This window comes from Silanimonas sp. (assembly GCF_044377035.1).
GTDB lineage: Bacteria > Pseudomonadota > Gammaproteobacteria > Xanthomonadales > Xanthomonadaceae > Silanimonas.
In genome coordinates this window covers 173532-195293 of sequence record NZ_JBILJW010000001.1, presented here as the reverse complement: position 1 = coordinate 195293, position 21762 = coordinate 173532, and the positions used below count along the sequence as shown (strand labels likewise).

Here is a 21762-nt window from a genome sequence, read left to right as displayed (position 1 = left end):
GATGCATCCAAGGTTGTGTAGGGGGGCGGCTGCAAGTGTATCCACCAGCCCCCTGCGAATGTCCTCCTGATGCGCAAGGCCCCCACAAACACCAACGCCGCCCTCTCAGGCGGCGTCGATGGCCTCGCACACGCTTTCGATTACGCCGGGGCAGCTTCCTTGCGGCGGGTCTTGGCGAAGCGGCCGCCCAACTCGCGGCGCAGCTCGTCGAGGCCCTGCGCGCGGCCCGACACCTTCACCAGCGCGTAGCCCTCCAGCGCCACGTCCATCACGTCGCTGCCCAGGGCGGCGACGGTGTCGTCCACCCGCGCGGTGAGGCGCTGCAGGCGCTCCAGCAGCGGGCGCAGGCGGTCGTGGGCCTCGAGGTCGGCGCGGGCGGCGTCGAGGTCGAGGCTGGGCGGCACGATGCCGGGGTTCTGCTCCAGCACGCGCAGGGTCTGGCGGGCGAAGGGCTCCGAGCGCGGGCCCATCAGCGGCAGGCCGCGGCGTTCGCCCACTTCGAACGCGATGAGGCCGGGCAGCGCCGCCTCCACCTGCTGCAGGCCGGCCAGCGCAGCGGCGAGCTGCTCGTCGGTGATGGCGAGGGTGACGAGGTTCTGGGACATCGGTGGTCTCCTGTTGGGGGGATGCCCGCCGGGGATGGCGGGTGCCGAGGAGACTGGAGGAGAAGCCCGCGATGCGGTGTCGGAAAGGCGCGGACGAGGGGGTAGGAAAAGTGCTTCAATCGCGCCGCACTCGACACGAGCCAATGCTCGGTGCTCTTGAGTGACTCGGGTTTTGGAGGAAATGGAATGAGACGTCGTGGAAGCAAGGGATTGCCATGGATTGCCACGGTTCCGTGGCCGGCGGGCCTGATGATTGGCCTGGTGGGATTTCTGGTGATCCGCTATGGATTGGGCGACGGCCCACTCGCGAAGGCTTTCGCACCGTTCGCGTGGGCTGTCCTGTTGATGTGCTGGATTGGCGCTCTTGCGTCGTTCATCGCGAGCGCTAGGCGCAAGCAACTACTCGACGCACAAACCGGAATCGAAAGCCTCGGGGCAATGACGTGGCAACAGTTCGAGGTGCTCGTCGGCGAGGCTTTCCGACGTCGCGGTTATAACGTCGAGGAGAATGGGCTTGGCGGCGCTGACGGCGGCGTTGACCTCATCCTGACCAAGGACGGTCGTCGCGAACTGGTGCAATGCAAACAGTGGCGAAGCCAACAAGTCGGCGTCGCCATCGTGCGCGAGATGTGGGGGCTCGCCAGCCATCATCGCGTCGACGGCATCAAGATCGTTAGCCTTGGCGAATACACCAACGACGCTGCGGCCTTCGCCAAGGGCAAACCTATCGAGCTGATCAACGGCGCTGCGCTATTGGATCTGATCAAGCAGGTCAAAGCGCCCCCTAGCGACCCTGGCACGGTGATGATCGAACCGACGATGCCCCCTTCGTGCCCTCGGTGTCAGGGGTCGATGGTGGAGCGACAGAATCGAGCCACGCAATCCAGATTCTGGGGATGTAGCGACTACCCGAAGTGCCGGGGTACGCGCCCGCTTTAGTCGTGAATGCTCGGGGTCGAGGCTTCGAGCACCTTCGCCGCGTCATCCTCGCGATTCTCCGCTGTCGCGCCACGCTGCTGATTCGCCTCATGCTGTGCCCAGACCGCATCCGGAACGACATTGCGATCGCGGCGGTCATGGAGGAACGCGTGCTCACCGACCGCCAACTGGCAATTGCGCACCAACAACTGAAGCTCGGCGCCGGTCCTCGCCTCACCGGACTGGAGATTGATGACCACGCCCAGCGTGTCGCCGAGCGGCTCCAATGCCATGCAGAGCCGGTCGATCGTTTGCTCGGTCTTTAGCTCGTTGCGCTCAACGATGACGTAGAGGTTCGCGGCATCCACCCACGCCACCGAACGAACGCCCTCGATGCCCCGTGCGACCTCGCGAGCCTGCTCGCGGTTCACGGCACGGGCCGGGTCGGCCAACTTGATCGCACGACGATAGTCGTCGCCCATCGCACGTAGTTGGTCACGTGCGACCTCGTCCTGCCCCGTCGCCGACGCCGCTGCCGTTGCCGCGGTGCGCGCGAGAAACTCCGCGCCGCTTACGGGCTGGCCCGCACGCTCGGGCTTGGGCTCTTCCGGCGCCTCGCGGGCACAACCCGAGAGAAAAGCAGCGAACAGAATCAGGGGGATGGTCAACCCACGCATCGAGGACTCCTTTCCAGTAGTTGCTTCGCGCCAACGTCTAACGCGTCATCCGTTGAGCGGCCATCAAGGCCGGCCCTCGGCGAGCTCGGCGACACCGACGTCTCGTAGGTATCGATAAATCGGATCGTAGAACGCCGGCGCCCGCGTGGGGTCGGCCGCATCGCCCTCGGGCACCACGATCACCGTGCCCTGCCGAGCGCGGGTGAGGAGCACGCGGTAGGCGTTGACCAAGTAAGCGCGGCGGTCGTCTTTGTGGATCTTGGTCCAGCGGTCGCCGACAAAGCTGTGGTGCGACCACGAGTCGCCGGAGTGCCGTAGATCGCCGTCCCAAACCACGCAGGTCCAGTCGAGCTCCAAGCCCTGCACCTGAAACTCGGTAGCCACGTCTTCGAGGTAGTAGGACGAGCGCGTGTCCTCCTTACCCGCCAAGAACCAGTGCACCGGGTCCACCTTCACGCGCACGTCGATGGCGTGGGGGCGCAGCCGCTGGGCCTCGGAGGACACCACGATGCCGTAGCGCTCGCTGCCGCGGGCCCGGGCTCGCAGCCATGCTTTGGCGGCGGCGAGGTTGCGGGTGACGCGCAAGGGGAAGCGCGCCGTGGCCTCGGGCAACAGCGCCTTGGCGCCGTCCACATCGAGGTCCAGCAGGCGGTTCACGAACTCGGAGTAGCGCTCCGAGCGGAAGGAGCGCACCGACGTGGCCAGATGCAGCGACGGCGCCTCGTGCAGCTTGTCGCGGGCCTGCACCTGCGCCTTGATCGCGGCCACGGTGGCGTCGCCCTGCCCCAGCTCCGGCGAGACATACACCTCCCACTCGGGGAAGCGACGCTCAACCGAACCCAGCCACTCGGCAATGCCGGCCTCGCCGGTGTTGATCTCCTGCCCGTTGCCAACGAGGCACACCACCACCGCCCAGGTGGGGTGACGGTCGAGGCAGGAGATCAGAAACTCCGGCTCCGAGAGGTCGAAGCCCGCCTGCCCGCGCTTGCGCTGCATGAAGCTGGCCGTCTGCTCGCGGTTCCACGCACGCTGGGCCTCATCGAAAATGGCCACGTGGTCGATGGGCGGGGCGGTCTCCGCCAAGCCGTCATCGCGGAAGTGATGGACGCTCTGAATGAAGCTCTTCACTTGCCGGCGCGCCTCACCGACACCCAGCTTGCGGCCCTGCTCCTTCTCACGACGCACGCGGTCCCGCGCCAAAGCCTCTTGCAGCACCTGCACCAAGGGGCCGTTGCCGGAGAGGTACACGGCATGCAGCTCGGCCTCGGCATTGGTGCTTTGGGTGGCGACATCCAGTCCCACCAGCGTCTTGCCGGCCCCGGGCACGCCGGTGACGAAGCAGATGGCCTTGCGCCCCTCCTGCCGCGCTCGGGCAATCACCTGATTCACGAAGCCCGAGGTCTGCCCGAGGTTGGCGGCGTCGCTGCGCGAAATGTCGGCGACGCTGTGCCGGGCATAGAGCGCCATCGCCGCTTCGACGATGGTGGGCGTGGGTTTGTAGCGGCCGCGCACCCACGCCTCGGCATCGATGGTCGGGCCTTCAGTGAGCTCCAGCGCCAAAGCGATGCCCTGCCCCAAGGTCTCGGGCGTGCAGCGCATCGGCAGCAGCAGATTCGGCACCGCGCCGTCCATCGCCGCCTGCACGGTAACGGCCCGTGCCTCGGTGGCGACCAAGATCGGTACCACTGGCACGTCGTGGCTGGTCTCGTGGAAGTGCTTCAAGTCCAGCGCGTAGTCGACCACTTGGTCGACATCGGCCGCAAAGAACGCTTCGGCACCAACCTTGAACTCAATGACGAACACCACGTGGCGAAGCACCAGCACCGCGTCGATGCGGCGTCCGAGGCGAGGCACATCAAACTCGAGAAAAAGATGCCCTTCATTGGCAAAGTGCGCGAGAGCGTCAAACAGGCACTCGACACTTTTGCTCCACGCAGCCAACTGCGCCTGATCAACATCGAAGGCTGAACTTGCGGCAAGTTCCCCGATGACCAGTCGCAAATCGAGTTCAGAGAATCGGGCAAGCCCTTGCGAGAAACCGCATCGCCGGTATGGAGTCAACATTGGTGCGACTGGTTGAGCAACAGATAAGCCATCACAGATTCCCCCAACATCCGTGCACGATGCCAAGGCGACTGCTCGAGAATCACCAAGGAAGACAACCGCAGACAATCTGCCCAGAAGCCAAATAAACAATAACGAGCGAGAGCTCAGACAACATCAGGGGATGCTCACAATCGCCTTTGAACTCAGGGGAAACGCCGGATGCCCAAGGCGCCTCAGAAAGCATCGAAACGATCTACTGTTCTCAGCCATCCGCCTAAAGCAAATCACCTTGCAGATTGCCTCCTGATGCTTGCCTTTTGCATATCCAGAAGCACTGCAGTCACCGAGCCAACGAGCAGCATCCGTTACATGATCCGCCTTGTTCCCAACTACCAGACTCTTCTTCGCGTTTGAAACACTAAAGTCCTTAAGGGAGCTCAATCCATCAGGATCGGCTATCAGCCAGTTCTCGAACTTCCGGTTCTTCACAACAACAGTGGCGCCAAGAACTCCGAGATCTACTAGAGCAGCTTCGATTTCCCTCGCCCAGTCAATGTGACAGTCCTGCCGATCCTCTCGATCGATGATCACAACAACTTTCTCGGCACCGCGACTCTGAGCAATTCGAATAGCACCAAGCGCCTGACGAGCAATCTGCTTGGGCGTGCTCTTGGGCTGCATGTTGCTGAAAAGCGGCCTGAGCACTTGCCCCACACCACTGACGCGCCGGAGAAGCTGTTCGAGCGCGTTTCGCTCGGCTGAGCCATCGCAAACTATTGCAACTGTCATGCACGCCCCCCAGGGACAGCCTGAGGCAGCGCACCTGATTCTATGTACTCGAACAACCGATAAGCGCCCTCTTTCCACCCTTCAACCACCGAGGTGTCGAGAACCGGCAGATGAACCAGAGACGTAGCGCCGTTGTGCTTATAAGCAACCCAAACGTCCTCAGGCGACACAGAGTTAATCACCGAGGGCGAGTGAGTGGTCACAAAGACATCGCGCTCAGCGGAGATCTCTTTCAGATTCCGCACAACATTCTGCACGACCCAAGGGTGAACGGAGTTTTCGGGCTCTTCCATGATGAGAAGCGAGACTCGTGGATCAAAGCAACTGACAAGCATTGCGAGTGCACGAACTGTCCCGTCTGAGACCTGCTCTGCAGTCCATGGTCTGCCAACACCCGCCTCGTAAAAGTTCAATCCAAGCGTGCGAGTGTGCAAGTAGTCAACATCAATTCGCTCAATCTCAGGCGTGATGTCCGCCATCGCAGCCTGAACCTGATTCCATACGCGCGGATGTCTGCGCTTTAGCCAATTCACAACTGCGGGAAGGTTAGAGCCACCCCTCCCTAAAGTCGGATTTGGCGAAGGCACACCGGGCTGACGAGATAGCTCCGGAGAGAGCTGAAAGACTGAGATTCCCCTGAAGAACCTTACGAACTGACTAATCAATCGCCCAGAGTAGAACGGCATGGAGACCATCAGCTCAGTAGGCGAAACCCTCGAGCGATCAGCCCTCTTCTCTACGCGATTGAACTCGATGTAGTACGACAAGTTTCGAGCAAGCTCCGACTCTTGATTGCCTTCGAAAGTGACAAGGCCGTCACCATCTCGAAAGATCGACACCTTCTCGACGAACCGATCCTTCTCATCGAAAAGCTCAACCGATAGAGCCTCACGCGTCACACCGAAGTCCGCACCAATCTCACGACCTTTGGCTCGAAACGCGAATGAATGCTCGAACTTCAGCATCAGATCGCCCTGCCTTCTCGTCGCACTGGCATAGCGAAGCCCCACAGCAGAAGCGATACGAAGATTCTTTGCGAAGTACTTCGCGCAGACGTGAAAGCCGATCTCGGACCTTGCTCTTCTGGCCCTGCGGAAAGCAATGTTTTCGTACCCCCCCTTTATCGCCACCGCGTTTTCCAGTCCAACCCTGTAGACGCTGCCAAGAAAATCGAGCGCATCAACAAAGTTCGACTTACCTGCAGCATTCCTTCCGATGATTATTGAAAGGTTGCGAGGAGAAATCTCGACGCTCTTGCACGACTTGTAGTTGTCGACAGACAGGCGCTCAATCTTCATGGGTCACATGTTCCTTCGATACTCGCCACCCACCTCATACAGCGCATGGCTGATCTGACCGAGGCTGTGGGTCTTCACCGCTTCCACCAGCGCAGCGAACAGGTTCTCGCGCTTCCGCGCCGTCTGCTGCAGCGGCTTCAGGCCGTCTGAGGCGCCACCATTCCGCGCGCCCTGGCAGGCGCGCACGTTGGTGATCTGCTGGCCCTTCTCGTCTTCCGTGCTGCGGATCAGCTCGATGGTGGTGGTGATCTCGCCGCCATGGTCTTTGCCGAGGAAGGTGTTCACGCCCACCAGCGGCAGGCTGCCGTCGTGCTTCTTGTGCTCGTAGTAGAGCGATTCTTCCTGGATCTTGCCGCGCTGGTACATGGTGTCCATGGCGCCCAGCACGCCGCCGCGCTCGCTGATGGCCTCGAACTCCTTGTACACGGCCTCTTCCACCAGGTCGGTGAGCTGGTCCACCACGAAGCTGCCCTGCCAGGGGTTCTCGTTGAAGTTCAGCCCCAGCTCTTTGTTGATGATCATCTGGATGGCCACGGCGCGGCGCACGCTCTCTTCCGTCGGCGTGGTGATGGCCTCGTCGTAGGCGTTGGTGTGCAGGCTGTTGCAGTTGTCGAACAGCGCGTACAGGGCCTGCAGCGTGGTGCGGATGTCGTTGAACTGGATCTCCTGCGCGTGCAGGGAGCGGCCGCTGGTCTGGATGTGGTACTTCAGCATCTGGCTGCGCTCGTTGGCGCCGTAGCGCTCGCGCATGGCACGGGCCCAGATGCGGCGGGCCACGCGGCCGATCACCGTGTATTCCGGGTCCATGCCGTTGCTGAAGAAGAACGACAGGTTCGGCGCGAAATCGTCGATCTTCATGCCGCGCGCGAGGTAGTACTCGACGATGGTGAAGCCGTTGCTGAGCGTGAAGGCCAGCTGCGAGATCGGGTTCGCTCCGGCCTCGGCGATGTGGTAGCCCGAGATGCTCACCGAGTAGAAATTGCGCACCTTCTGGTCGACGAAGTACTGCTGGATGTCGCCCATCATTCGCAGCGCGAACTCGGTGCTGAAGATGCAGGTGTTCTGCGCCTGGTCTTCCTTGAGGATGTCGGCCTGCACGGTGCCGCGCACGGTGGCCAGCGTGTGGGCCTTGATGCGGGCGTAGGTCTCGGCATCCACCACTTGGTCGCCCGTCACGCCCAGCAGCCCGAGGCCGAGGCCGCTATTGGTTTCCGGCAGCTCGCCGGAATACACCGGGCGCGTGCGGCCCTCGAAGAGCTTGGCGATGCGCTGCTCGGCCACGGCCCACAGTGCGGGGTCGGCCTTCAGGTGCTTTTCCACCTGCTGGTCGATGGCGGTGTTCATGAACATCGCGAGGATCATCGGCGCGGGGCCATTGATCGTCATGCTCACGCTGGTGCTGGGCGCGCACAGGTCGAAGCCGGAGTACAGCTTCTTCATGTCGTCCAGCGTGGCGATGGAGACACCGCTGTTGCCGATCTTGCCGTAGATGTCCGGGCGCTCGGCCGGGTCTTCGCCGTACAGCGTCACGCTGTCGAACGCGGTGGAGAGCCGCGCGGCCGGCTGGCCCACGCTCAGGTAATGGAAGCGGCGGTTGGTGCGCTCCGGCGTGCCCTCGCCCGCGAACATGCGGATGGGGTCTTCGCCGCTGCGGCGGTAGGGGTACACGCCGCCGGTGTAGGGGTAATGGCCGGGCAAGTTTTCCTTGCCGAGGAAGATGAGCAGCTCGCCCCAGCTCTTCCACTGCGGTGCGGCGATCTTCGGGATCTTCTGGTGGCTCAGGGATTCGCGGTAGTTCTCGACGCGAATCACTTTGTCGCGCACCTGGTATTCGGTGAACTCGTCGGTGACCGACTTCAGGCGCTCCGGCCACGCGCGCAGCAGCGCGAGCGATTCGGTGGAGAGCGCGTTCAGCGCGTCGTTGTAGCGCTGGCGCAGCGTCAGCAGGCTGCGGTCGCCGCCTTCGCGCAGGGCATCGGCGGCGTAGAGATCAAGCGCCTTGGGCAGCGCGGCATCGCCCAGTTCCTTCAGCGCGGACCAGCAGGCCTGCGCGCGCTCGGCCGCTTCACTCTGGCGCTGGATGTCGCCATTGATGCGCCGGCCTTGCTCGGCAATCTCGGCCAAATACCGGATGCGCGCGCCGGGGATCAGCACGGTGGCGCGCGGCTCCTTCAGGCTCGTATCGATGGTGGGCGCGAAGCTGCAGGCGTTCGAGGCGATGCCCTCGCCGAGCTTGGCCTTCAGGCGCTGGCAGAGGTTGGCGAACATCCAGCTCACGCCGGGGTCGTTGAACTGGCTCGCAATCGTCGGGTAGACCGGCACCTCGTCGTCCGGCATCTGGAAGGCCACGCGGTTGCGCTTCCACTGCTTGCGCACGTCGCGCAGGGCGTCTTCCGCACCCCGGCGGTCGAACTTGTTCAGGATCACCAGCTCGGCGTAGTCGAGCATGTCGATCTTCTCGAGCTGGCTGGCCGCGCCGTAGTCGCTGGTCATCACGTACACCGGGAAGTCGACCAGGTCGACAATCTCGGAATCGCTTTGGCCGATGCCGGCGGTTTCCACCAGCACCAGGTCGTAGCTCAGGCCACGCAGGAAGGCGATGCAGTCCTTCAGCACGGCGTTCGTCGCCACGTGCTGGCGGCGGGTGGCCATCGAGCGCATGAACACGCGCGGCGAGCGCAGCGAGTTCATGCGGATGCGGTCGCCGAGCAACGCGCCACCGGTGCGGCGGCGGGTCGGGTCCACCGAAATGACGGCGATGCGCATGCCCGGGAAGGCCTGCAGGAAGCGGTTGATGATCTCGTCGGTGACCGAGCTCTTGCCCGCGCCGCCGGTGCCGGTAAGGCCCACCACCGGGGTCTTGCCGCCGGCCAGCTGCCAGCCTTTGCGCAAGGTGGCGAGTTCGGCCTCGGTGATCTGCCCTTCTTCAATGGCCGAGAGCATGCGGCCCACGGCGATTTCATCTTCGACGGCCACGGCGGCGGGCTTGATCGTGCCCAAGCGCGCCTTGTGGGTGCGGGCCACCAAGTCTTCGATCATGCCGACGAGGCCCAGCTGCATGCCGTCGTTCGGGTGGTAGATGCGCTCCACGCCGTAGGCCTGCAGCTCGGCGATCTCTTCCGGCGTGATGGTGCCGCCGCCGCCGCCGAACACGCGGATGTGCGAAGCGCCGCGCTCCTTCAGCATGTCCACCATGTACTTGAAGTACTCGGTGTGGCCGCCCTGGTAGCTGCTGAGCGCGATGCCGTCGGCGTCTTCCTGCAGCGCGGCGCGCACCACGTCCTCGACCGAGCGGTTGTGCCCGAGGTGGATCACCTCGGCGCCCTGCGACTGGATCAGCCGGCGCATCACGTTGATGGCGGCGTCGTGGCCGTCGAACAGCGAGGCGGCGGTGACGAAGCGCAAGGGGGTGGCTTCGGCGGCGTTCTGGGGGATCTGGCTGGCGGGGGTGCTCATGGCGGCCACGTCGCGATTGCGGGAAAGGCGGCGAGTTTAACTTCTGGGGCGGGTTCGCAGGTTTTGACGATCCCTCCCCGCTCGCCGCCCTTGCCATGACGGTGTGAACGCCGGGTATGCTGCATTGCCGCAGCCCACGTACTCCCCATGCCCCAGAACGGACTGGCCATCGCCATCGTGCTTGCCCTCGCAGTGATGGGGCCTGCCATGGCGGCGGCGCGCACGCAGGATCCGGCCCTGCTCGACCTCAGCCTCGACGAGCTGCTGGAGATCGACGTCAGCGCGGCCAGCTTCAACGCCAGCTCCCTGCGCGACGCCACGGCCAGCATCACGGTCCTCGAACGCCAGGAGCTGGAGCGGCTGGGCTTCCGCCACCTGCACGAGGTGCTGAACTGGGTGCCCGGCGCCTACACCTCGCGGGTGGCCGCCACGGGCCTCGAGAACCGCACGGTGCTGCGTGGCAACCCCGGCACGGCCGGCGGCGGCCTGCTGGCCATCGATGGCCAGCGGGTGAACACCATGCAGTCCGTTCGGGCCTGGGGCGTGGTGCGCGATTTCCCGCTTTCGATGGTGGAGCGCGTCGAGATCATCCGCGGCCCGGGCGGCGCGCGCTTCGGCGGCGGCCCCAGCGACGAGGTGGTGAACGTGGTGACGCGCCGCGGCGATGGCCTGGTGGGGGCGATGCGGTCGTCGGAGGGCGGCCTTGCGGCGCAGGTGATCACCGGGGCAAGCCACGGCGAGTGGCGGCTCGACCTGCGCGCCTTGCAGGAAGAGGACGAGGCGCCGGGTTACGAGGGGCTGTTCGACCCCTTCGGCCGGGTCTCGGAGAGCACCGAATCGTCCATGACGCGCACCGCCATCCTCGACATCGGCCGTGGCGGCCACGGCTTGCAGGTGCTGCACCACGATTCGGACATCGAGGGCTATTACGGCCTCAACGGTTCGATCAATCCCGGCGACGAGAGCCAACTGGCGGCCACCTGGTGGCGCTACAGCGGCAAGGTGGACCTCGGCGAATGGCGCCTTGAAGGCTTCGCCAGCGCGCTTCGCCAGCGCTACGTGCTGAGCGCGGTGGTGGCGCGCGAGCGCACCGGGCCGTTCACCAGCCAGGATTTCCGCCAGCGCGGTGTGCTCACCCATCGCAACCAGTCGGGCGGGCTCACGCTGCAGCGCACCTTCGGCGCCCACACGCTCACCTTCGGCGGCGAGACGCAATCCGGCCGCACCACGCAGGCTGACCTGCAGGCCAACTACACGCTGGGCCCGCTGTTCTTCCCGCTGGAGGGTTTCGAAAGCACGGGCCTGCGCTTCGTCGCCGATGGCGCGCGCGACCGCATGAGCGCGGCCTTCGTCGAGGACGATTGGCGCCTCACGCCCGAGCACCGGCTGGTGGTTGGCGCGCGCTACGACGACTACGAGCAGAGCGGCTCGGCCCTGTCGCCGCGCGCGGCATGGGTCTGGACGCCCGGCGAGCGCTACACGATGAAACTGCTGGTGCAGGAAGCGTTCTTCGCGCCCTCGCTGGGCCAGCTCTTCCTGCAGAACAACCCGGTGATCGCCGGGTCGCCGGGGCTGAAGCCCACGCAGGTGCGCACCACCGAGCTGCTGGGGCGCTACCAGTCCGGCGATTGGCTGCTTTCCGGCACCTACTACCACCGCGATGCGGAGGACGGCTTTGTGGTGGTGCCGCTCAATGGCATCACCGCGACGACGGTGAATGCCGGCCGCCAGCACACCGAAGGCCTCGAAGCCGTGGTGCTGTGGACGCCCTCGCCGCAATGGCGGCTGCGCCTGGCGGGCTCGACGATCTTCGAGGACCGTTACCGCCTGCCCGCGAGCATCGCCGAGGCGCCGCCCGGACAGTTCGTCTCGCACGACACCGCGAGCCTGCTGGTGAACTGGCTGCCCGTGCAGGCATGGGATACCACCGTGGGCGCGCACTGGCGTTCGCGCGAAGGCTTCCAGACCGAGGCCAACGACCCGCGGGTGATGCTGCAGGTGAACTGGCGCCCGAGCGCGGCACTGCGCCTGTGGCTGCACGCCGACAACCTCTTCAACGCCCGCGGCGTGGACATCGACGTGGCCGGCGGGCTCGGCGTGAACCCGCGAACGGGGCACGTCGCCCGCGAACTGCCGCTGCCGGGCCGCGAGTGGCAGCTGGGCCTGGAATGGGCGTTCGATTGATGGCGCCCGGGCGCCACTGGCCTGCTCCGAGGCTCGCCTAGAGCAATTGCTTTACAATGCGCGCCGCCGCCGGGCCCCCCCGGCGGCTTTGCCTATCCGGAGCCCCCGCATGATCTTCGAAACCCTCGCCAAGACCGGCCATGAGGAAGTGGTGTTCTGCCACAACCCGGATGCCGGCCTGAAGGCCATCATCGCTATCCACAACACCGTGCTGGGCCCGGCCCTCGGTGGCACGCGCATGTGGCCCTACGCCACCGAGCAGGATGCGGTGAACGACGTGCTGCGCCTCTCGCGCGGCATGACCTACAAGGCGGCGGTGTCCGGCCTGAACCTCGGCGGCGGCAAGGCCGTGATCATCGGCGACCCGAACAAGGACAAGTCGGAAGCGCTGTTCCGCGCCTTCGGCCGCTTCGTGAATTCGCTCAACGGCCGCTACATCACGGCCGAGGACGTCGGCATCGACGTCAACGACATGGAATACGTGTTCCGCGAGACGGAGTTCGTCACCGGCGTGCATCAGGTGCACGGCGGCTCGGGCGACCCCTCGCCGTTCACCGCCTACGGCACCGTGCAGGGCCTGATGGCCGCGCTGAACGTGAAGTTCGGCAACGAGGACGTGGGCAAGTACAGCTACGCCGTGCAGGGCGTGGGCCACGTGGGCATGGAGTTCGTGAAGCTGCTGCGCGAGAAGGGCGCCAAGGTGTTCGTCACGGACATCAACAAGGACGCCGTGCAGCGCGCCGTCGACGAGTTCGGCTGCGAGGCCGTGGCCCTCGACGAGATCTACGACGTCGACGCCGACGTCTACTCGCCGACCGCCCTCGGCGGCACGGTGAACGCGGCCACCCTGCCGCGCCTGAAGTGCAAGATCATCTGCGGCGCCGCCAACAACCAGCTGGCGAACGACGAGATCGGCATGGAAGTCGAGAAGCGCGGCATCCTCTACGCGCCGGACTACGCGGTGAACGCCGGCGGCCTGATGAACGTCTCTCTCGAGATCGACGGCTACAACCGCGAGCGCGCCATGCGCATGATGCGCACCATCTACTACAACCTCGGCCGCATCTTCGAGATCAGCAAGCGTGAGGGCATTCCCACCTTCCGCGCCGCCGACCGCATGGCCGAGGAGCGCATCAACGCCATCGGCAAGCTGAAGCTGCCGCATCTGGGTTCGGCACGGCCGCAGTTCATGGGTCGCAAGGGCTGAGCATGGGCGCCGAGCGTAAGGACCCCACGCTCGGCACCGCCGACGCTTACCGTCCGCCCGCGGCGAACCTCGAGTTCGCCGCGCCGCCGCGCGACGATGCCGTCGCCATCCGCGAAGCCCACATCGGCCACGAGCGGCAGCTGAAATCCGTCGGGCTGCTGTTCGGGCTGGGCGCGGTGATGATGCTGCTGACCCTCGTCGCGGTGCTGATGCCCGGCGTCGATGGCGGCCCGGGCAATGCCCGCCAGCTGGCCGGCGTGGTCGGCGGCGGCGTGCTCATCGGGCTGCTCGCCGCCGCGGCCGGCGCGCTCGCTTACGGCTACCGCACGCTCTCGCCCTGGGTGAAGTACATCGGCACGCCGGTCTCGATGCTCGGCCTGCTGGCGATCCCCGTGGGCACGCTGATCCACGCGTACATCCTTTACCTGCTCTGGTGCGAAAAGGGCCGCCGCGTCCTCGCCGCGGACTACGCGGCGATCATCCAGGCCACACCGCAGGTGCGCTACAAACGCACCGTCGGCGATTGGATCGCCCTCGCCCTCCTCCTGCTGCTCGTCGTCGGCCTCGCCGCGATGCTGCTGTTCGCCTGACCTCCCCCTCCGGAACCCCATGCGCCCGTTCCCCATCTCCGACGACATCGATGCCCTCCGCGACGCCGTCCGCCGTTTCGCCGAGAGCGAAATCGCGCCGCGCGCCGCGCAGATCGACCACGACAACCTGTTCCCGGCCGACCTGTGGCGGAAGCTGGGCGAGATGGGCCTGCTGGGCATCACCGTGCCGGGCGAGTACGGCGGCAGCGAGATGGGCTTCCTCGCCCACCTCGTGGCGATGGAAGAAATCAGCCGCGCCTCGGGCTCAGTGGGACTGAGCTACGGCGCGCATTCCAACCTCTGCGTCAGCAATCTCTACGTCAACGGCAACGCCGCGCAGCGCGCGAAGTACCTGCCGAAGCTCTGCAGCGGCGAGTGGGTGGGCGCGCTGGCGATGAGCGAGCCGGGCGCCGGCTCCGACGTGGTGGGCTCGATGGCCTGCCGAGCGGAAAAGCGTGGCGACGTGTGGGTGGCCAACGGCAACAAGATGTGGATCACCAACGGCCCCGAAGCCGACGTGCTGATCGTCTACATGCGCACCGCGGGCAAGGAGGCCGGCAGCCAGTGCATGACCGCCTTCCTCGTCGAGAAGGGCATGAAGGGTTTTTCCACCGCACAGAAGCTCGACAAGCTCGGCATGCGCGGCAGCAACACCTGCGAGCTGGTGTTCGAGGACTGCGAGATCCCGGCCGAGAACGTGCTGGGTGAAGTGCACAAGGGCGTCAAGGTGCTGATGAGCGGCCTGAACACCGAGCGCCTCGTGCTCACCGGTGGCCCGCTCGGCCTGATGCAGGCCGCGATGGATATCGCCCTGCCTTACGTGCGCGAGCGCAAGCAGTTCGACGCGGCCATCGGCACCTTCGGCCTGATGCAGGGCAAGATCGCCGACATGTACACCGCGCTGCAGAGCAGCCGCGCCTTCGCCTACCAGGTGGGCCGCGATTACGACGCCGGCCACAAGAGCCGCGTGGACGCCGCGGGCTGCCTGCTGCACGCCTCGGAAGCCGCCGTGCAGGTGGCGCTGGAAGCCATCCAGACCCTCGGCGGCAACGGCTACATCAACGAATACGACACCGGGCGCATCCTGCGCGACGCGAAGCTCTACGCGATTGGCGCAGGTACCAACGAGATCCGCCGCATGCTGATTGGGCGGGAACTGTTCGCCGGAAACGCCTGAGGCGGGCGGGGTTCCGCCACGCCCATCTCGATTGGTAGGCTTTCGACCACCCCCCCCCCACCAAGGATGGTCCAATGACCTCGCAGCCCTCGAAAGACTCCACCGCCTTCGCCGGCGTGCTCGCTGTCGCCATGCCGGCGGCGATGTTCCTGTCCATGGCGGTATCGCCGCTGTTCATGCTGGCGTTCCCACTGCTGCTCGGCATGACGGCCCGCAAGTCGGGCTCGAAGAAGGACGCCATTGCGGCCCTCGTTGCCCTCGTGCTGTGCGGCGGCCTGCTGGTGATGATGGGCGCCTACACCATCGGCAAGACGATGGCCGAACGCGACAACGCGATGAGCTGCCCGGCGAAGGCCGAGATCAGCCCGCAGTAACCGCGACAGATCGGCGCGCCGGCGCGGCGAGGTACTTCCGCTCCAGCCACAGCCCGGCAAGAAAGGACACCGCCACCGGCGCGAACCAGGCCACCAGGCCGAGATCGACCGGCACGCCCAGCGCGTCGGTGAGGCGGCGAATGCCAATGCCCAGGAAGGCGATGTGCGTCGCCACGCCGCAGCCCAGCATGGCGCCGATGTGCTCGCGCAGCCACCACTTGGTTTCGGCCAGCGGCTTCCATGCGCGCCAGAGCATCTGGCCACCAATGATGATGCCGACCCAGCTGAAGCCCATCAGCAGGGCGTCGCCCTGCTGGATGCCGAAGGCGAATACCGCGAGGCCGCTGGCGACGTTCGCCACCGCGCCGGCGCGGTAACCGGTGCCGCGGTAACCGGCCTGGTCGCGCTTGCGGCGCAGGGCCAACCAGCCGAGGGCCATCGCCGTCGTCGTGATCACCACGAGGTAAGCAAGGAAAGTGGCGATGACAAACATCTCCCGCGCGAAGGCGAAGCCCGCCATCACCACCGAGCTGGCGACGACGCCGATCATGCTGAGCAGGTAGGCCTTGCCCGCACCGCGATGCAGCGGCGAGCCCTTCTTCGACAGGCCGGCCATCCAGTAGGTGACGAGGGCGATGACGCCGCAGGCGATGTGGGCGGTGACGATGGCGCGGTACATGGCAGCTCTCCTTGGGGGTGCCGCCAGTCTCCGCATCGCGCGCCATGGCGCCGAGGTGCCGGTCGGCACCCGCAAGGGGTGAGGAAAGTCACCTTCGCCTTGGGGAGGGCGAAATCCGGACGTTCGGGCACCGATACTGTCGGCATGGATTCCGAATTCGCCCGCAGTACTCGCACCCGCCTGCTCGCCCCGTTGAGTTGGGCGGCCTACATCACCTGGGGCGGCATCACCGCAAGCGCGGTGCCGGCCGCCGCGTTGGTTCGCGGCGACATTGGCGTGTGGCTGGGGTTCGGCGCCCTGCTCGCGATGCTGGTGCTGTTCGTGCTGCAGGCCGCGCACGTGATCGATCCCTGCCGACACCGCGTCGGCGCCATCGCTGCCTTGCTGGCGCAGGGCCTGATGGTCGTCGTCGCCCAACACCTTCTGGGATCGGCGGGCGTTTCGGTGCTGCTGATCATCGTCTCCGGCCAGCTGTTCACGATGCTGTCGGTGCCGATGGCCACCGCGATCCTCGTGCTGCTGAACGCGGCGGTGCTCGCGCTGTGGCGTTTGCGCGGCTTCGAGCTCGACGACCTGCTGCTCTCGATCCTGCCGATGCTCGGCTTCCAGGCCTTCGCGGCGTTGACGGCGATGTACGCGGAGCGAAGCGAACGTCGCGGCGATGCGCTGGCCGACCTCAATGCCGAGCTGCAGGCCACGCAGCGCCTGCTCGAGGAATCCACGCGCAGCGACGAACGCCTTCGCCTGTCGCGCGAACTGCACGACGTGGCCGGCCACAAGCTCACCGCCCTGAAGCTGCACCTTCGCGCCCTGCACCGCGACCCCGCCTTCGCCGGCCGCGAGGAACTCGGCATCTCGCTGCAGCTGGCCGATGAACTGTTGGCCGACATCCGCGCGGTGGTGAGTGAACTGCGGCAGCACGACGGCATCCAGCTCGGCGACGCCCTCGCCGCCCTCGCCCGGCCGCTGCCGGGCGTGCGCATCGAACTGCAGGGCCGGGAGCAGGCCCGGGTGGCCTCGGTGGCCCAGGCAGAGGTGCTGCTGCGCTTCGCCCAAGAGGGCCTGACCAATGCCCTGCGCCACGGGCAGGCCTCGCACGTCGCCCTGCGGGTCGACACCGTCGACGGACGCCTGCGACTCAGCGTGGAGGACGATGGCCACGGCCGCTTGCCGCTGGCCGAGGGCAATGGCCTGCGCGGTATGCGTGAGCGCCTCGCGGCCTTCGGCGGCGAACTGCACATCGAATCCTGCACGCCGCAGGGCCTTCGCTTCCGTGCGGAACTGCCCGCCATCGCCGCTGGGGTGGCCGCATGAACCGCCCGGAGGCCACGCGCATTCGACTCGCACTCGCCGATGACCAGGCGCTGGTGCTGAAGGGGCTTTCGGCCCTGCTCGTCGATCTCGGCTTCGAGGTCGCCCTGGAGAGCCCCGATGCGGAACGGCTGATTGCCGCCCTACCGCAGCGCCCGGTGGACGTGATCGTCAGCGACATCCGCATGCCGGGGCTCGGTGGCATCGGCCTGATTCGCGCATTGCGCGAAAGCGGCGACGCCACGCCAGTGATCCTGCTCACCACCTTCGACGACAGCGCGCTGATGCTCGCCGCTATCGAGGCCGGCGCGCAGGGCTTCCTGCTGAAGGACGCCGCGCCGGAAGACCTGCACGACGCCATCGATCGCGTGGCCCGCGGCGAGACCCTGCTGCAACCCGTTTCGCTGGGCCCGGTGCGCGCCCTGCTTCCGGCCGAGCGCAATGCAGGCCAACCGCACCTCACTGAGCGCGAAGCCAGCATCCTGAAGCTCGTGGCCGGCGGCTACTCGAACAAGGAGATCGGCCGCGTGCTGCACCTCTCCGAGGGCACTGTGAAGAACTACATCTCCGACCTGCTGGTGAAGCTCGACTGCCGCGACCGAACCCATGCGGTGATGAAGGCCATCAGCCAGCGGCTGCTCTGAGGCGAGGCCCGGCTGCGCCCTGCGGGCGGCCGTGTTGACAAGCGAATTGGATCGTGTACGTTTGTCATACGTTCGTTGCCGACACGCCCCATGAGCCCCAAGACCACCCTGCTGAGTGTCCGCCTCTCCGACGAGGATGCCGCGTTCCTGGCCGGCCTCGAGCGTCGCGGTGCCACGACCCCCAGCGAAAAGCTCCGCGCTCTCCTTGCCGAAGCCCGGGATGCGGCGGAGTCCCGCACCGATGCGGCCTGCGCCGTGCAGCGCCTGCACGGGGAACTGGCGCCCACCGTGGAAGCCATCCGCCGCTTCGAGCTCGACACCGGCCAACGCAGCGCCCTGTTGGCCGAGGTCCTGCAGCGCGTTCCGGAGATCGCCGGCCTGCTGGTGGCCGGCCCCGGCGCGCAACCCCAGGCCGCCGAGTTCCTCGCCCTCGAAGCGCGCGTCGCCGACCGCGCCATGGCCCTGCTCGAAGGCCTGCTCCGGCTGGCCGTCACCCGAACCGCCCCCTGCTATGCGCCCGACGTGGTCGCACGGCGCATCGATTCCGTGCTGGAGCTGGGCACGGTGATCCTTCACCATCGCAGCTCGCCTGAAAGGAGTTCTCCATGAAAGAGGCCATTTCCACCCGCGTCGGCCGGCTGATCGCCGGCTCGGTCAATGCCCTGATCAATGCGGTCGAGGATGCCGCGCCCGAGATGGTGATGGAGCAGGCGCTGCGCGAGATCGACGGCGCCACCGACGACGTGCGCGCCGAGCTCGGCAAGGTCCTGGCCACGCGCCACCTCGCGACCAAGCGCCTCGCGGAAGAGAACCAGAAGCACGAAACGCTCGGCGACCAGATCGAACTGGCCGTCGCGCAGAACCGCGAGGACCTCGCCGAGGCCGCCATCGCCAAGCAGTTCGACATCGAAGCGCAGATCCCGGTGCTCGAGAGCGCCATCACCGAGGCGCAGACGCAGCAGAAGGAACTGGAAGGCTACGTGGCCGCGCTCACCGCGCGCCGTCGCGAGCTGGAAGGCGAACTGCAGCAGTTCCGCGCCGCGCAGAAGGCCGCCGCGGCCGCGCAGGCCGCGGGTGGCGCCGCCGCCGGCAGCGGCCCCTCGCCGGCCCGCCGTGTCAGCGAAGCCGAGACGGCGTTCTCGCGGGTGATGCAGCGCGCCGGCGGCGTGCCCGGCTCGACGCCGAGCGGCGCCGATGCCGCGCGCCTCGCCGAGCTCGAAGCGCTGTCGCGCGCCAACCGCATCCAGGAGCGCCTGGCGCAGATCAAGTCGAAGAAGGCGGACTGAGCCGCGATGCTCGATTTCCTCACCGCGGGCGGCAACCTGCCCTTCGTCGTGGCGCTGCTGATGGTGGTGATGCTCGGCCTGATCGAAGGGCTGGGCATGGTCACCGGCTTCAGCGCCTCCGGCGTGCTCGACGAATGGCTCGACCCTTCGGCCTCCGACGCGGCCGAGGTGGCGGGCTACTCCACTGCGCTCGACCGCTTCCTCGGCTGGCTGCACTTCGGCAAGGTGCCCGCACTGATCCTGCTGGCCACCTTCCTGTTGGCCTTCGGCGTGGTGGGTCTTTCGGTGCAGATGCTGGTGCACGGCGTTTCGGCCTTCACGCTGCCTGCGTGGCTGCTTGCCCCGCTGGCCGTGGTTCCGGCGTTCGGTGGCACCCGTTTGTTCGGCAGCTTCTTCGCCCGCGCCCTGCCCCGCGACGAGACCCAGTCGATCTCGCAGGAAGAGCTGGTCGGCCGCGTCGCCACGATCGTCCTCGGCGAAGCGACGGCCGGCTCCGCGGCGCAAGCCAAGGTGCGCGACCGCTTCGGCCGCCAGCATTACGTGCTGGTCGAGCCCGACGAGGCCGGCGCCAGCCATGCCCAGGGCAGCCAGGTGCTCCTCGTCTCGCGCGATGGCGCCGTCTACCGCTGCATCGCCAACGCGAATCCCGCCCTCTCCCCCTGACGCGCTGAAGCGTCTACCCCCCGTTCCATCCCCCACGTTCGTCCCCCGCCACAAGGAGTTCCACCGCCATGGGTCTTGATTTCATGGGCATCGTGCTGATTGCCGGTGCCAGCCTCGGCTTCATCCTCTTCGTCATGCTGGTGCTGTCGCGGCTCTATCGCCGCGCCACCAAGGAAGTCTCGTTCGTCCGCACCGGCTTCGGCGGACAGAAGGTGATCGTCAACGGCGGCGCGCTGGTGTTCCCGGTGCTGCACGAGATCATCCGCGTCAACATGAACACGCTGAAGCTCGACGTGCAGCGTGCCCGCGAGCAGGCCCTGATCACCCGCGACCGCATGCGCGTCGACGTGCAGGCCGAGTTCTACGTGCGCGTGCAGCCGGTCGAGGAATCGATCGCCAATGCCGCGCAGACCCTCGGCATGAAGACGATGGAACCGGAGTCGCTGAAGGAGCTGGTCGAAGGCAAGTTCGTCGACGCCCTGCGCTCGGTGGCCGCCGAGATGGGCATGGAAGAGCTGCACGAGCAGCGCACGCTGTTCGTCCAGAAGGTGCAGCAGGTCGTTTCCGAGGACATCCTGAAGAACGGCCTCGAGCTGGAGTCGGTCTCGCTGACCGGCCTCGACCAGACCGGCAAGGAATTCTTCAACCCGGACAACGCCTTCGACGCCGAGGGCCTGACCAAGCTGACGGAAGCCATCGAGCTGCGCCGCAAGAAGCGCAACGAGATCGAGCAGCAGACGGAAGTCCAGATCCAGCGCATGAACCTCGAAGCTTCGCAGCAGCGCCTGCAGATCCAGCGCGACGAGGAATACGCGAAGCTCGAGCAGGAGCGCGAGGTGGAGATCCGCCGTGCCGCGCAGTCGGCCGAGATCGCCCGCGAGCAGGCGCAGAAGACCCAGGAGGCCGAGGGCGCGAAGATCACCGCCCAGCAGCAGGTCGACTCGGCCAAGATCGCCGCACAGCGCGCGGTCGAGGAACAGCGCATCGCGATGGACCAGCAGCTGAAGGAACGCGAGATCGAGAAGACCAAGAACGTCAACACGGCCGAGGTCAACCAGAAGAAAATCGTCGAGCTCGCCGAGCAGGAGAAGGCGATCGCCATCGCCGAGAAGTCGCGCGCGCAGTCGGAAGCCCAGGCGGCCGCGGACATCGCCCGCGCTGACGCCGTGAAGGCGCAGGAGCAGGTCGACACCGTGCGTGAGGTCGAGCGCGCCGAGCGCCAGAAGCGCATCGAGCTGGTCGAAGCGGCGAAGGAAGCCGAGCGCGAGCAGATCGCGATCACCATCGCGGCCGAGTCCGAGAAGCAGGCGGCCGCCGAGAAGGCCGAGGCCATCCGCACGCTGGCGACGGCCAACGCCGACCAGAAGCGCATCGAGGCCGAGGCGGAAGCCGCCGCGGAGAAGCTGCGCGCCGAAGCCGCCGAAGTGCGCTACCGCGTCGATGCCGACGGTGCCAAGGCGGTCAATGCCGCGGCGAACACGCTGTCGGCCGAGCAGATCGAGATGCAGCTCCGCCTGGCGCTGCTCAAGCACCTGCCCGACATCATCCGCGAGAGCGTGCGTCCGATGGAGGCCATCGACGGCATCAAGATCATCAACGTCGACGGCCTCAACGCCGGCGGCGCGAACGGTTCGCTCGCCGCCTCGGGCGAGGGCAACGCCGCGCAGGGCAACCTCGCCGAGCAGGTGGTCGCCAGCGCGCTGCGCTACCGCGCCCACGCGCCGCTGGTCGATTCGCTGATGAAGGACGTCGGCCTGAGCGGCGCCGACCTCAATGGCCTCACGGCCGGCCTGACCGCCGGCCTGAAGGCCCCTCACGCCAGCGGCCCGAGCCGCGGCACCGACGCGTAAGGAGACGA

19 protein-coding genes are annotated in these 21762 nt (G+C 66.5%); 12 read left to right on the top strand and 7 right to left on the bottom strand.

The features are described from left to right. Nucleotides 1–140 precede the first annotated feature (140 nt). Entirely contained in the window at nt 141–605 is a 465-nt protein-coding gene (locus tag ACIQ6S_RS00935) for a hypothetical protein (protein ID WP_397606699.1), read from the bottom strand. 186 nt (nt 606–791) lie between these two features. Here ACIQ6S_RS00935 and ACIQ6S_RS00930 point away from each other — a divergent pair, with 186 nt between their 5' ends. Further along, the gene (locus ACIQ6S_RS00930; RefSeq protein ID WP_397606698.1) at nt 792–1544 is read left to right on the top strand and encodes a restriction endonuclease; all 753 of its coding nucleotides are present in this window, start codon (nt 792–794) and stop codon (nt 1542–1544) included. On the opposite strand, the gene ACIQ6S_RS00925 is transcribed toward ACIQ6S_RS00930, so the two are convergent. From ACIQ6S_RS00925 to ACIQ6S_RS00905, 5 genes are all read right to left on the bottom strand, one after another. Continuing rightward, nucleotides 1541–2200 carry a hypothetical protein gene (locus tag ACIQ6S_RS00925; RefSeq protein ID WP_397606697.1) on the bottom strand — a complete coding sequence of 220 codons (660 nt, stop codon included), beginning with the start codon at nt 2198–2200 and terminating at the stop codon, nt 1541–1543. The two genes, ACIQ6S_RS00930 and ACIQ6S_RS00925, sit on opposite strands and share 4 nt — an antisense overlap. A 63-nt stretch (nt 2201–2263) precedes the next feature. Continuing rightward, on the bottom strand, nt 2264–4054 hold the full coding sequence (locus ACIQ6S_RS00920) for a DUF2075 domain-containing protein (RefSeq protein WP_397606696.1): 1791 nt from the start codon (nt 4052–4054) through the stop codon (nt 2264–2266). Between the two features lie 366 nt (nt 4055–4420). Further along, nucleotides 4421–5035 (bottom strand): DUF4276 family protein, encoded by a 615-nt coding sequence (locus ACIQ6S_RS00915; RefSeq protein ID WP_397606695.1) that lies wholly within the window; start codon nt 5033–5035, stop codon nt 4421–4423. Further along, nucleotides 5032–6333: an AAA family ATPase gene (locus ACIQ6S_RS00910; protein WP_397606694.1), complete on the bottom strand. Its 1302-nt coding sequence runs from the start codon at nt 6331–6333 to the stop codon at nt 5032–5034. The genes ACIQ6S_RS00915 and ACIQ6S_RS00910 overlap by 4 nt, the downstream gene beginning before the upstream one ends. 3 nt (nt 6334–6336) lie before the next feature. Further along, nucleotides 6337–9789, bottom strand: a complete 3453-nt coding sequence (locus ACIQ6S_RS00905) for a methylmalonyl-CoA mutase family protein (RefSeq protein ID WP_397606693.1) — start codon at nt 9787–9789, stop codon at nt 6337–6339. Nucleotides 9790–9936: 147 nt separating this feature from the next. On the opposite strand from ACIQ6S_RS00905, the gene ACIQ6S_RS00900 reads away from it, so the two are divergent. From ACIQ6S_RS00900 to ACIQ6S_RS00880, 5 genes are all read left to right on the top strand, one after another. Next, entirely contained in the window at nt 9937–11973 is a 2037-nt protein-coding gene (locus ACIQ6S_RS00900) for a TonB-dependent receptor plug domain-containing protein (RefSeq protein ID WP_397606692.1), read from the top strand. Nucleotides 11974–12082: 109 nt separating this feature from the next. Next, nucleotides 12083–13180: a Glu/Leu/Phe/Val dehydrogenase dimerization domain-containing protein gene (locus ACIQ6S_RS00895; RefSeq protein ID WP_397606691.1), complete on the top strand. Its 1098-nt coding sequence runs from the start codon at nt 12083–12085 to the stop codon at nt 13178–13180. A 2-nt stretch (nt 13181–13182) separates the two neighbouring features. Further along, nucleotides 13183–13770 (top strand): hypothetical protein, encoded by a 588-nt coding sequence (locus tag ACIQ6S_RS00890; protein WP_397606690.1) that lies wholly within the window; start codon nt 13183–13185, stop codon nt 13768–13770. Nucleotides 13771–13789: 19 nt separating this feature from the next. Further along, nucleotides 13790–14947 carry an isovaleryl-CoA dehydrogenase gene (locus ACIQ6S_RS00885; protein ID WP_397606689.1) on the top strand — a complete coding sequence of 386 codons (1158 nt, stop codon included), beginning with the start codon at nt 13790–13792 and terminating at the stop codon, nt 14945–14947. A gap of 74 nt (nt 14948–15021) precedes the next feature. After that, nucleotides 15022–15321: a hypothetical protein gene (locus ACIQ6S_RS00880; protein ID WP_397606688.1), complete on the top strand. Its 300-nt coding sequence runs from the start codon at nt 15022–15024 to the stop codon at nt 15319–15321. Here the strand turns inward: ACIQ6S_RS00880 and ACIQ6S_RS00875 are convergent. Continuing rightward, a complete protein-coding gene (locus ACIQ6S_RS00875) occupies nt 15308–16000 on the bottom strand; it encodes a hypothetical protein (RefSeq protein WP_397606687.1) in 693 nt (230 codons plus the stop codon). The genes ACIQ6S_RS00880 and ACIQ6S_RS00875 overlap by 14 nt on opposite strands. 144 nt (nt 16001–16144) lie before the next feature. Here ACIQ6S_RS00875 and ACIQ6S_RS00870 point away from each other — a divergent pair, with 144 nt between their 5' ends. The 6 genes from ACIQ6S_RS00870 (at nt 16145) to ACIQ6S_RS00845 (ending at nt 21754) form a co-directional block, all read left to right on the top strand. After that, nucleotides 16145–17314, top strand: a complete 1170-nt coding sequence (locus ACIQ6S_RS00870; RefSeq protein WP_397606686.1) for a sensor histidine kinase — start codon at nt 16145–16147, stop codon at nt 17312–17314. Beyond that, a complete protein-coding gene (locus tag ACIQ6S_RS00865; RefSeq protein WP_397596063.1) occupies nt 17311–17955 on the top strand; it encodes a response regulator in 645 nt (214 codons plus the stop codon). The genes ACIQ6S_RS00870 and ACIQ6S_RS00865 overlap by 4 nt, the downstream gene beginning before the upstream one ends. A 90-nt stretch (nt 17956–18045) precedes the next feature. Continuing rightward, nucleotides 18046–18564, top strand: a complete 519-nt coding sequence (locus ACIQ6S_RS00860; RefSeq protein WP_397606685.1) for a hypothetical protein — start codon at nt 18046–18048, stop codon at nt 18562–18564. After that, on the top strand, nt 18561–19241 hold the full coding sequence (locus ACIQ6S_RS00855; protein ID WP_297865960.1) for a PspA/IM30 family protein: 681 nt from the start codon (nt 18561–18563) through the stop codon (nt 19239–19241). Before ACIQ6S_RS00860 ends, ACIQ6S_RS00855 begins: the two co-directional genes overlap by 4 nt. 6 nt (nt 19242–19247) lie before the next feature. Beyond that, nucleotides 19248–19904, top strand: coding sequence for a YqiJ family protein (locus tag ACIQ6S_RS00850; protein ID WP_397606684.1), 657 nt, complete (start codon nt 19248–19250; stop codon nt 19902–19904). A gap of 68 nt (nt 19905–19972) precedes the next feature. Continuing rightward, a complete protein-coding gene (locus ACIQ6S_RS00845; RefSeq protein ID WP_297865958.1) occupies nt 19973–21754 on the top strand; it encodes a flotillin family protein in 1782 nt (593 codons plus the stop codon). The last annotated feature ends 8 nt before the right edge of the window (nt 21755–21762 follow it).

Bases quoted from the DNA above. Each gene is read 5' to 3' on its own strand.
- ACIQ6S_RS00905 (WP_397606693.1), bottom strand. From the start codon at position 9,789: ATGAGCACCCCCGCCAGCCAGATCCCCCAGAACGCCGCCGAAGCCACC.
- ACIQ6S_RS00890 (WP_397606690.1), top strand. From the start codon at position 13,183: ATGGGCGCCGAGCGTAAGGACCCCACGCTCGGCACCGCCGACGCTTAC.
- ACIQ6S_RS00875 (WP_397606687.1), bottom strand. From the start codon at position 16,000: ATGTACCGCGCCATCGTCACCGCCCACATCGCCTGCGGCGTCATCGCC.
- ACIQ6S_RS00930 (WP_397606698.1), top strand. From the start codon at position 792: ATGAGACGTCGTGGAAGCAAGGGATTGCCATGGATTGCCACGGTTCCG.
- ACIQ6S_RS00900 (WP_397606692.1), top strand. From the start codon at position 9,937: ATGCCCCAGAACGGACTGGCCATCGCCATCGTGCTTGCCCTCGCAGTG.
- ACIQ6S_RS00870 (WP_397606686.1), top strand. From the start codon at position 16,145: ATGGATTCCGAATTCGCCCGCAGTACTCGCACCCGCCTGCTCGCCCCG.
- ACIQ6S_RS00910 (WP_397606694.1), bottom strand. From the start codon at position 6,333: ATGAAGATTGAGCGCCTGTCTGTCGACAACTACAAGTCGTGCAAGAGC.
- ACIQ6S_RS00880 (WP_397606688.1), top strand. From the start codon at position 15,022: ATGACCTCGCAGCCCTCGAAAGACTCCACCGCCTTCGCCGGCGTGCTC.
- ACIQ6S_RS00865 (WP_397596063.1), top strand. From the start codon at position 17,311: ATGAACCGCCCGGAGGCCACGCGCATTCGACTCGCACTCGCCGATGAC.
- ACIQ6S_RS00895 (WP_397606691.1), top strand. From the start codon at position 12,083: ATGATCTTCGAAACCCTCGCCAAGACCGGCCATGAGGAAGTGGTGTTC.
- ACIQ6S_RS00885 (WP_397606689.1), top strand. From the start codon at position 13,790: ATGCGCCCGTTCCCCATCTCCGACGACATCGATGCCCTCCGCGACGCC.
- ACIQ6S_RS00915 (WP_397606695.1), bottom strand. From the start codon at position 5,035: ATGACAGTTGCAATAGTTTGCGATGGCTCAGCCGAGCGAAACGCGCTC.
- ACIQ6S_RS00935 (WP_397606699.1), bottom strand. From the start codon at position 605: ATGTCCCAGAACCTCGTCACCCTCGCCATCACCGACGAGCAGCTCGCC.
- ACIQ6S_RS00860 (WP_397606685.1), top strand. From the start codon at position 18,046: ATGAGCCCCAAGACCACCCTGCTGAGTGTCCGCCTCTCCGACGAGGAT.
- ACIQ6S_RS00850 (WP_397606684.1), top strand. From the start codon at position 19,248: ATGCTCGATTTCCTCACCGCGGGCGGCAACCTGCCCTTCGTCGTGGCG.
- ACIQ6S_RS00845 (WP_297865958.1), top strand. From the start codon at position 19,973: ATGGGTCTTGATTTCATGGGCATCGTGCTGATTGCCGGTGCCAGCCTC.
- ACIQ6S_RS00925 (WP_397606697.1), bottom strand. From the start codon at position 2,200: ATGCGTGGGTTGACCATCCCCCTGATTCTGTTCGCTGCTTTTCTCTCG.
- ACIQ6S_RS00855 (WP_297865960.1), top strand. From the start codon at position 18,561: ATGAAAGAGGCCATTTCCACCCGCGTCGGCCGGCTGATCGCCGGCTCG.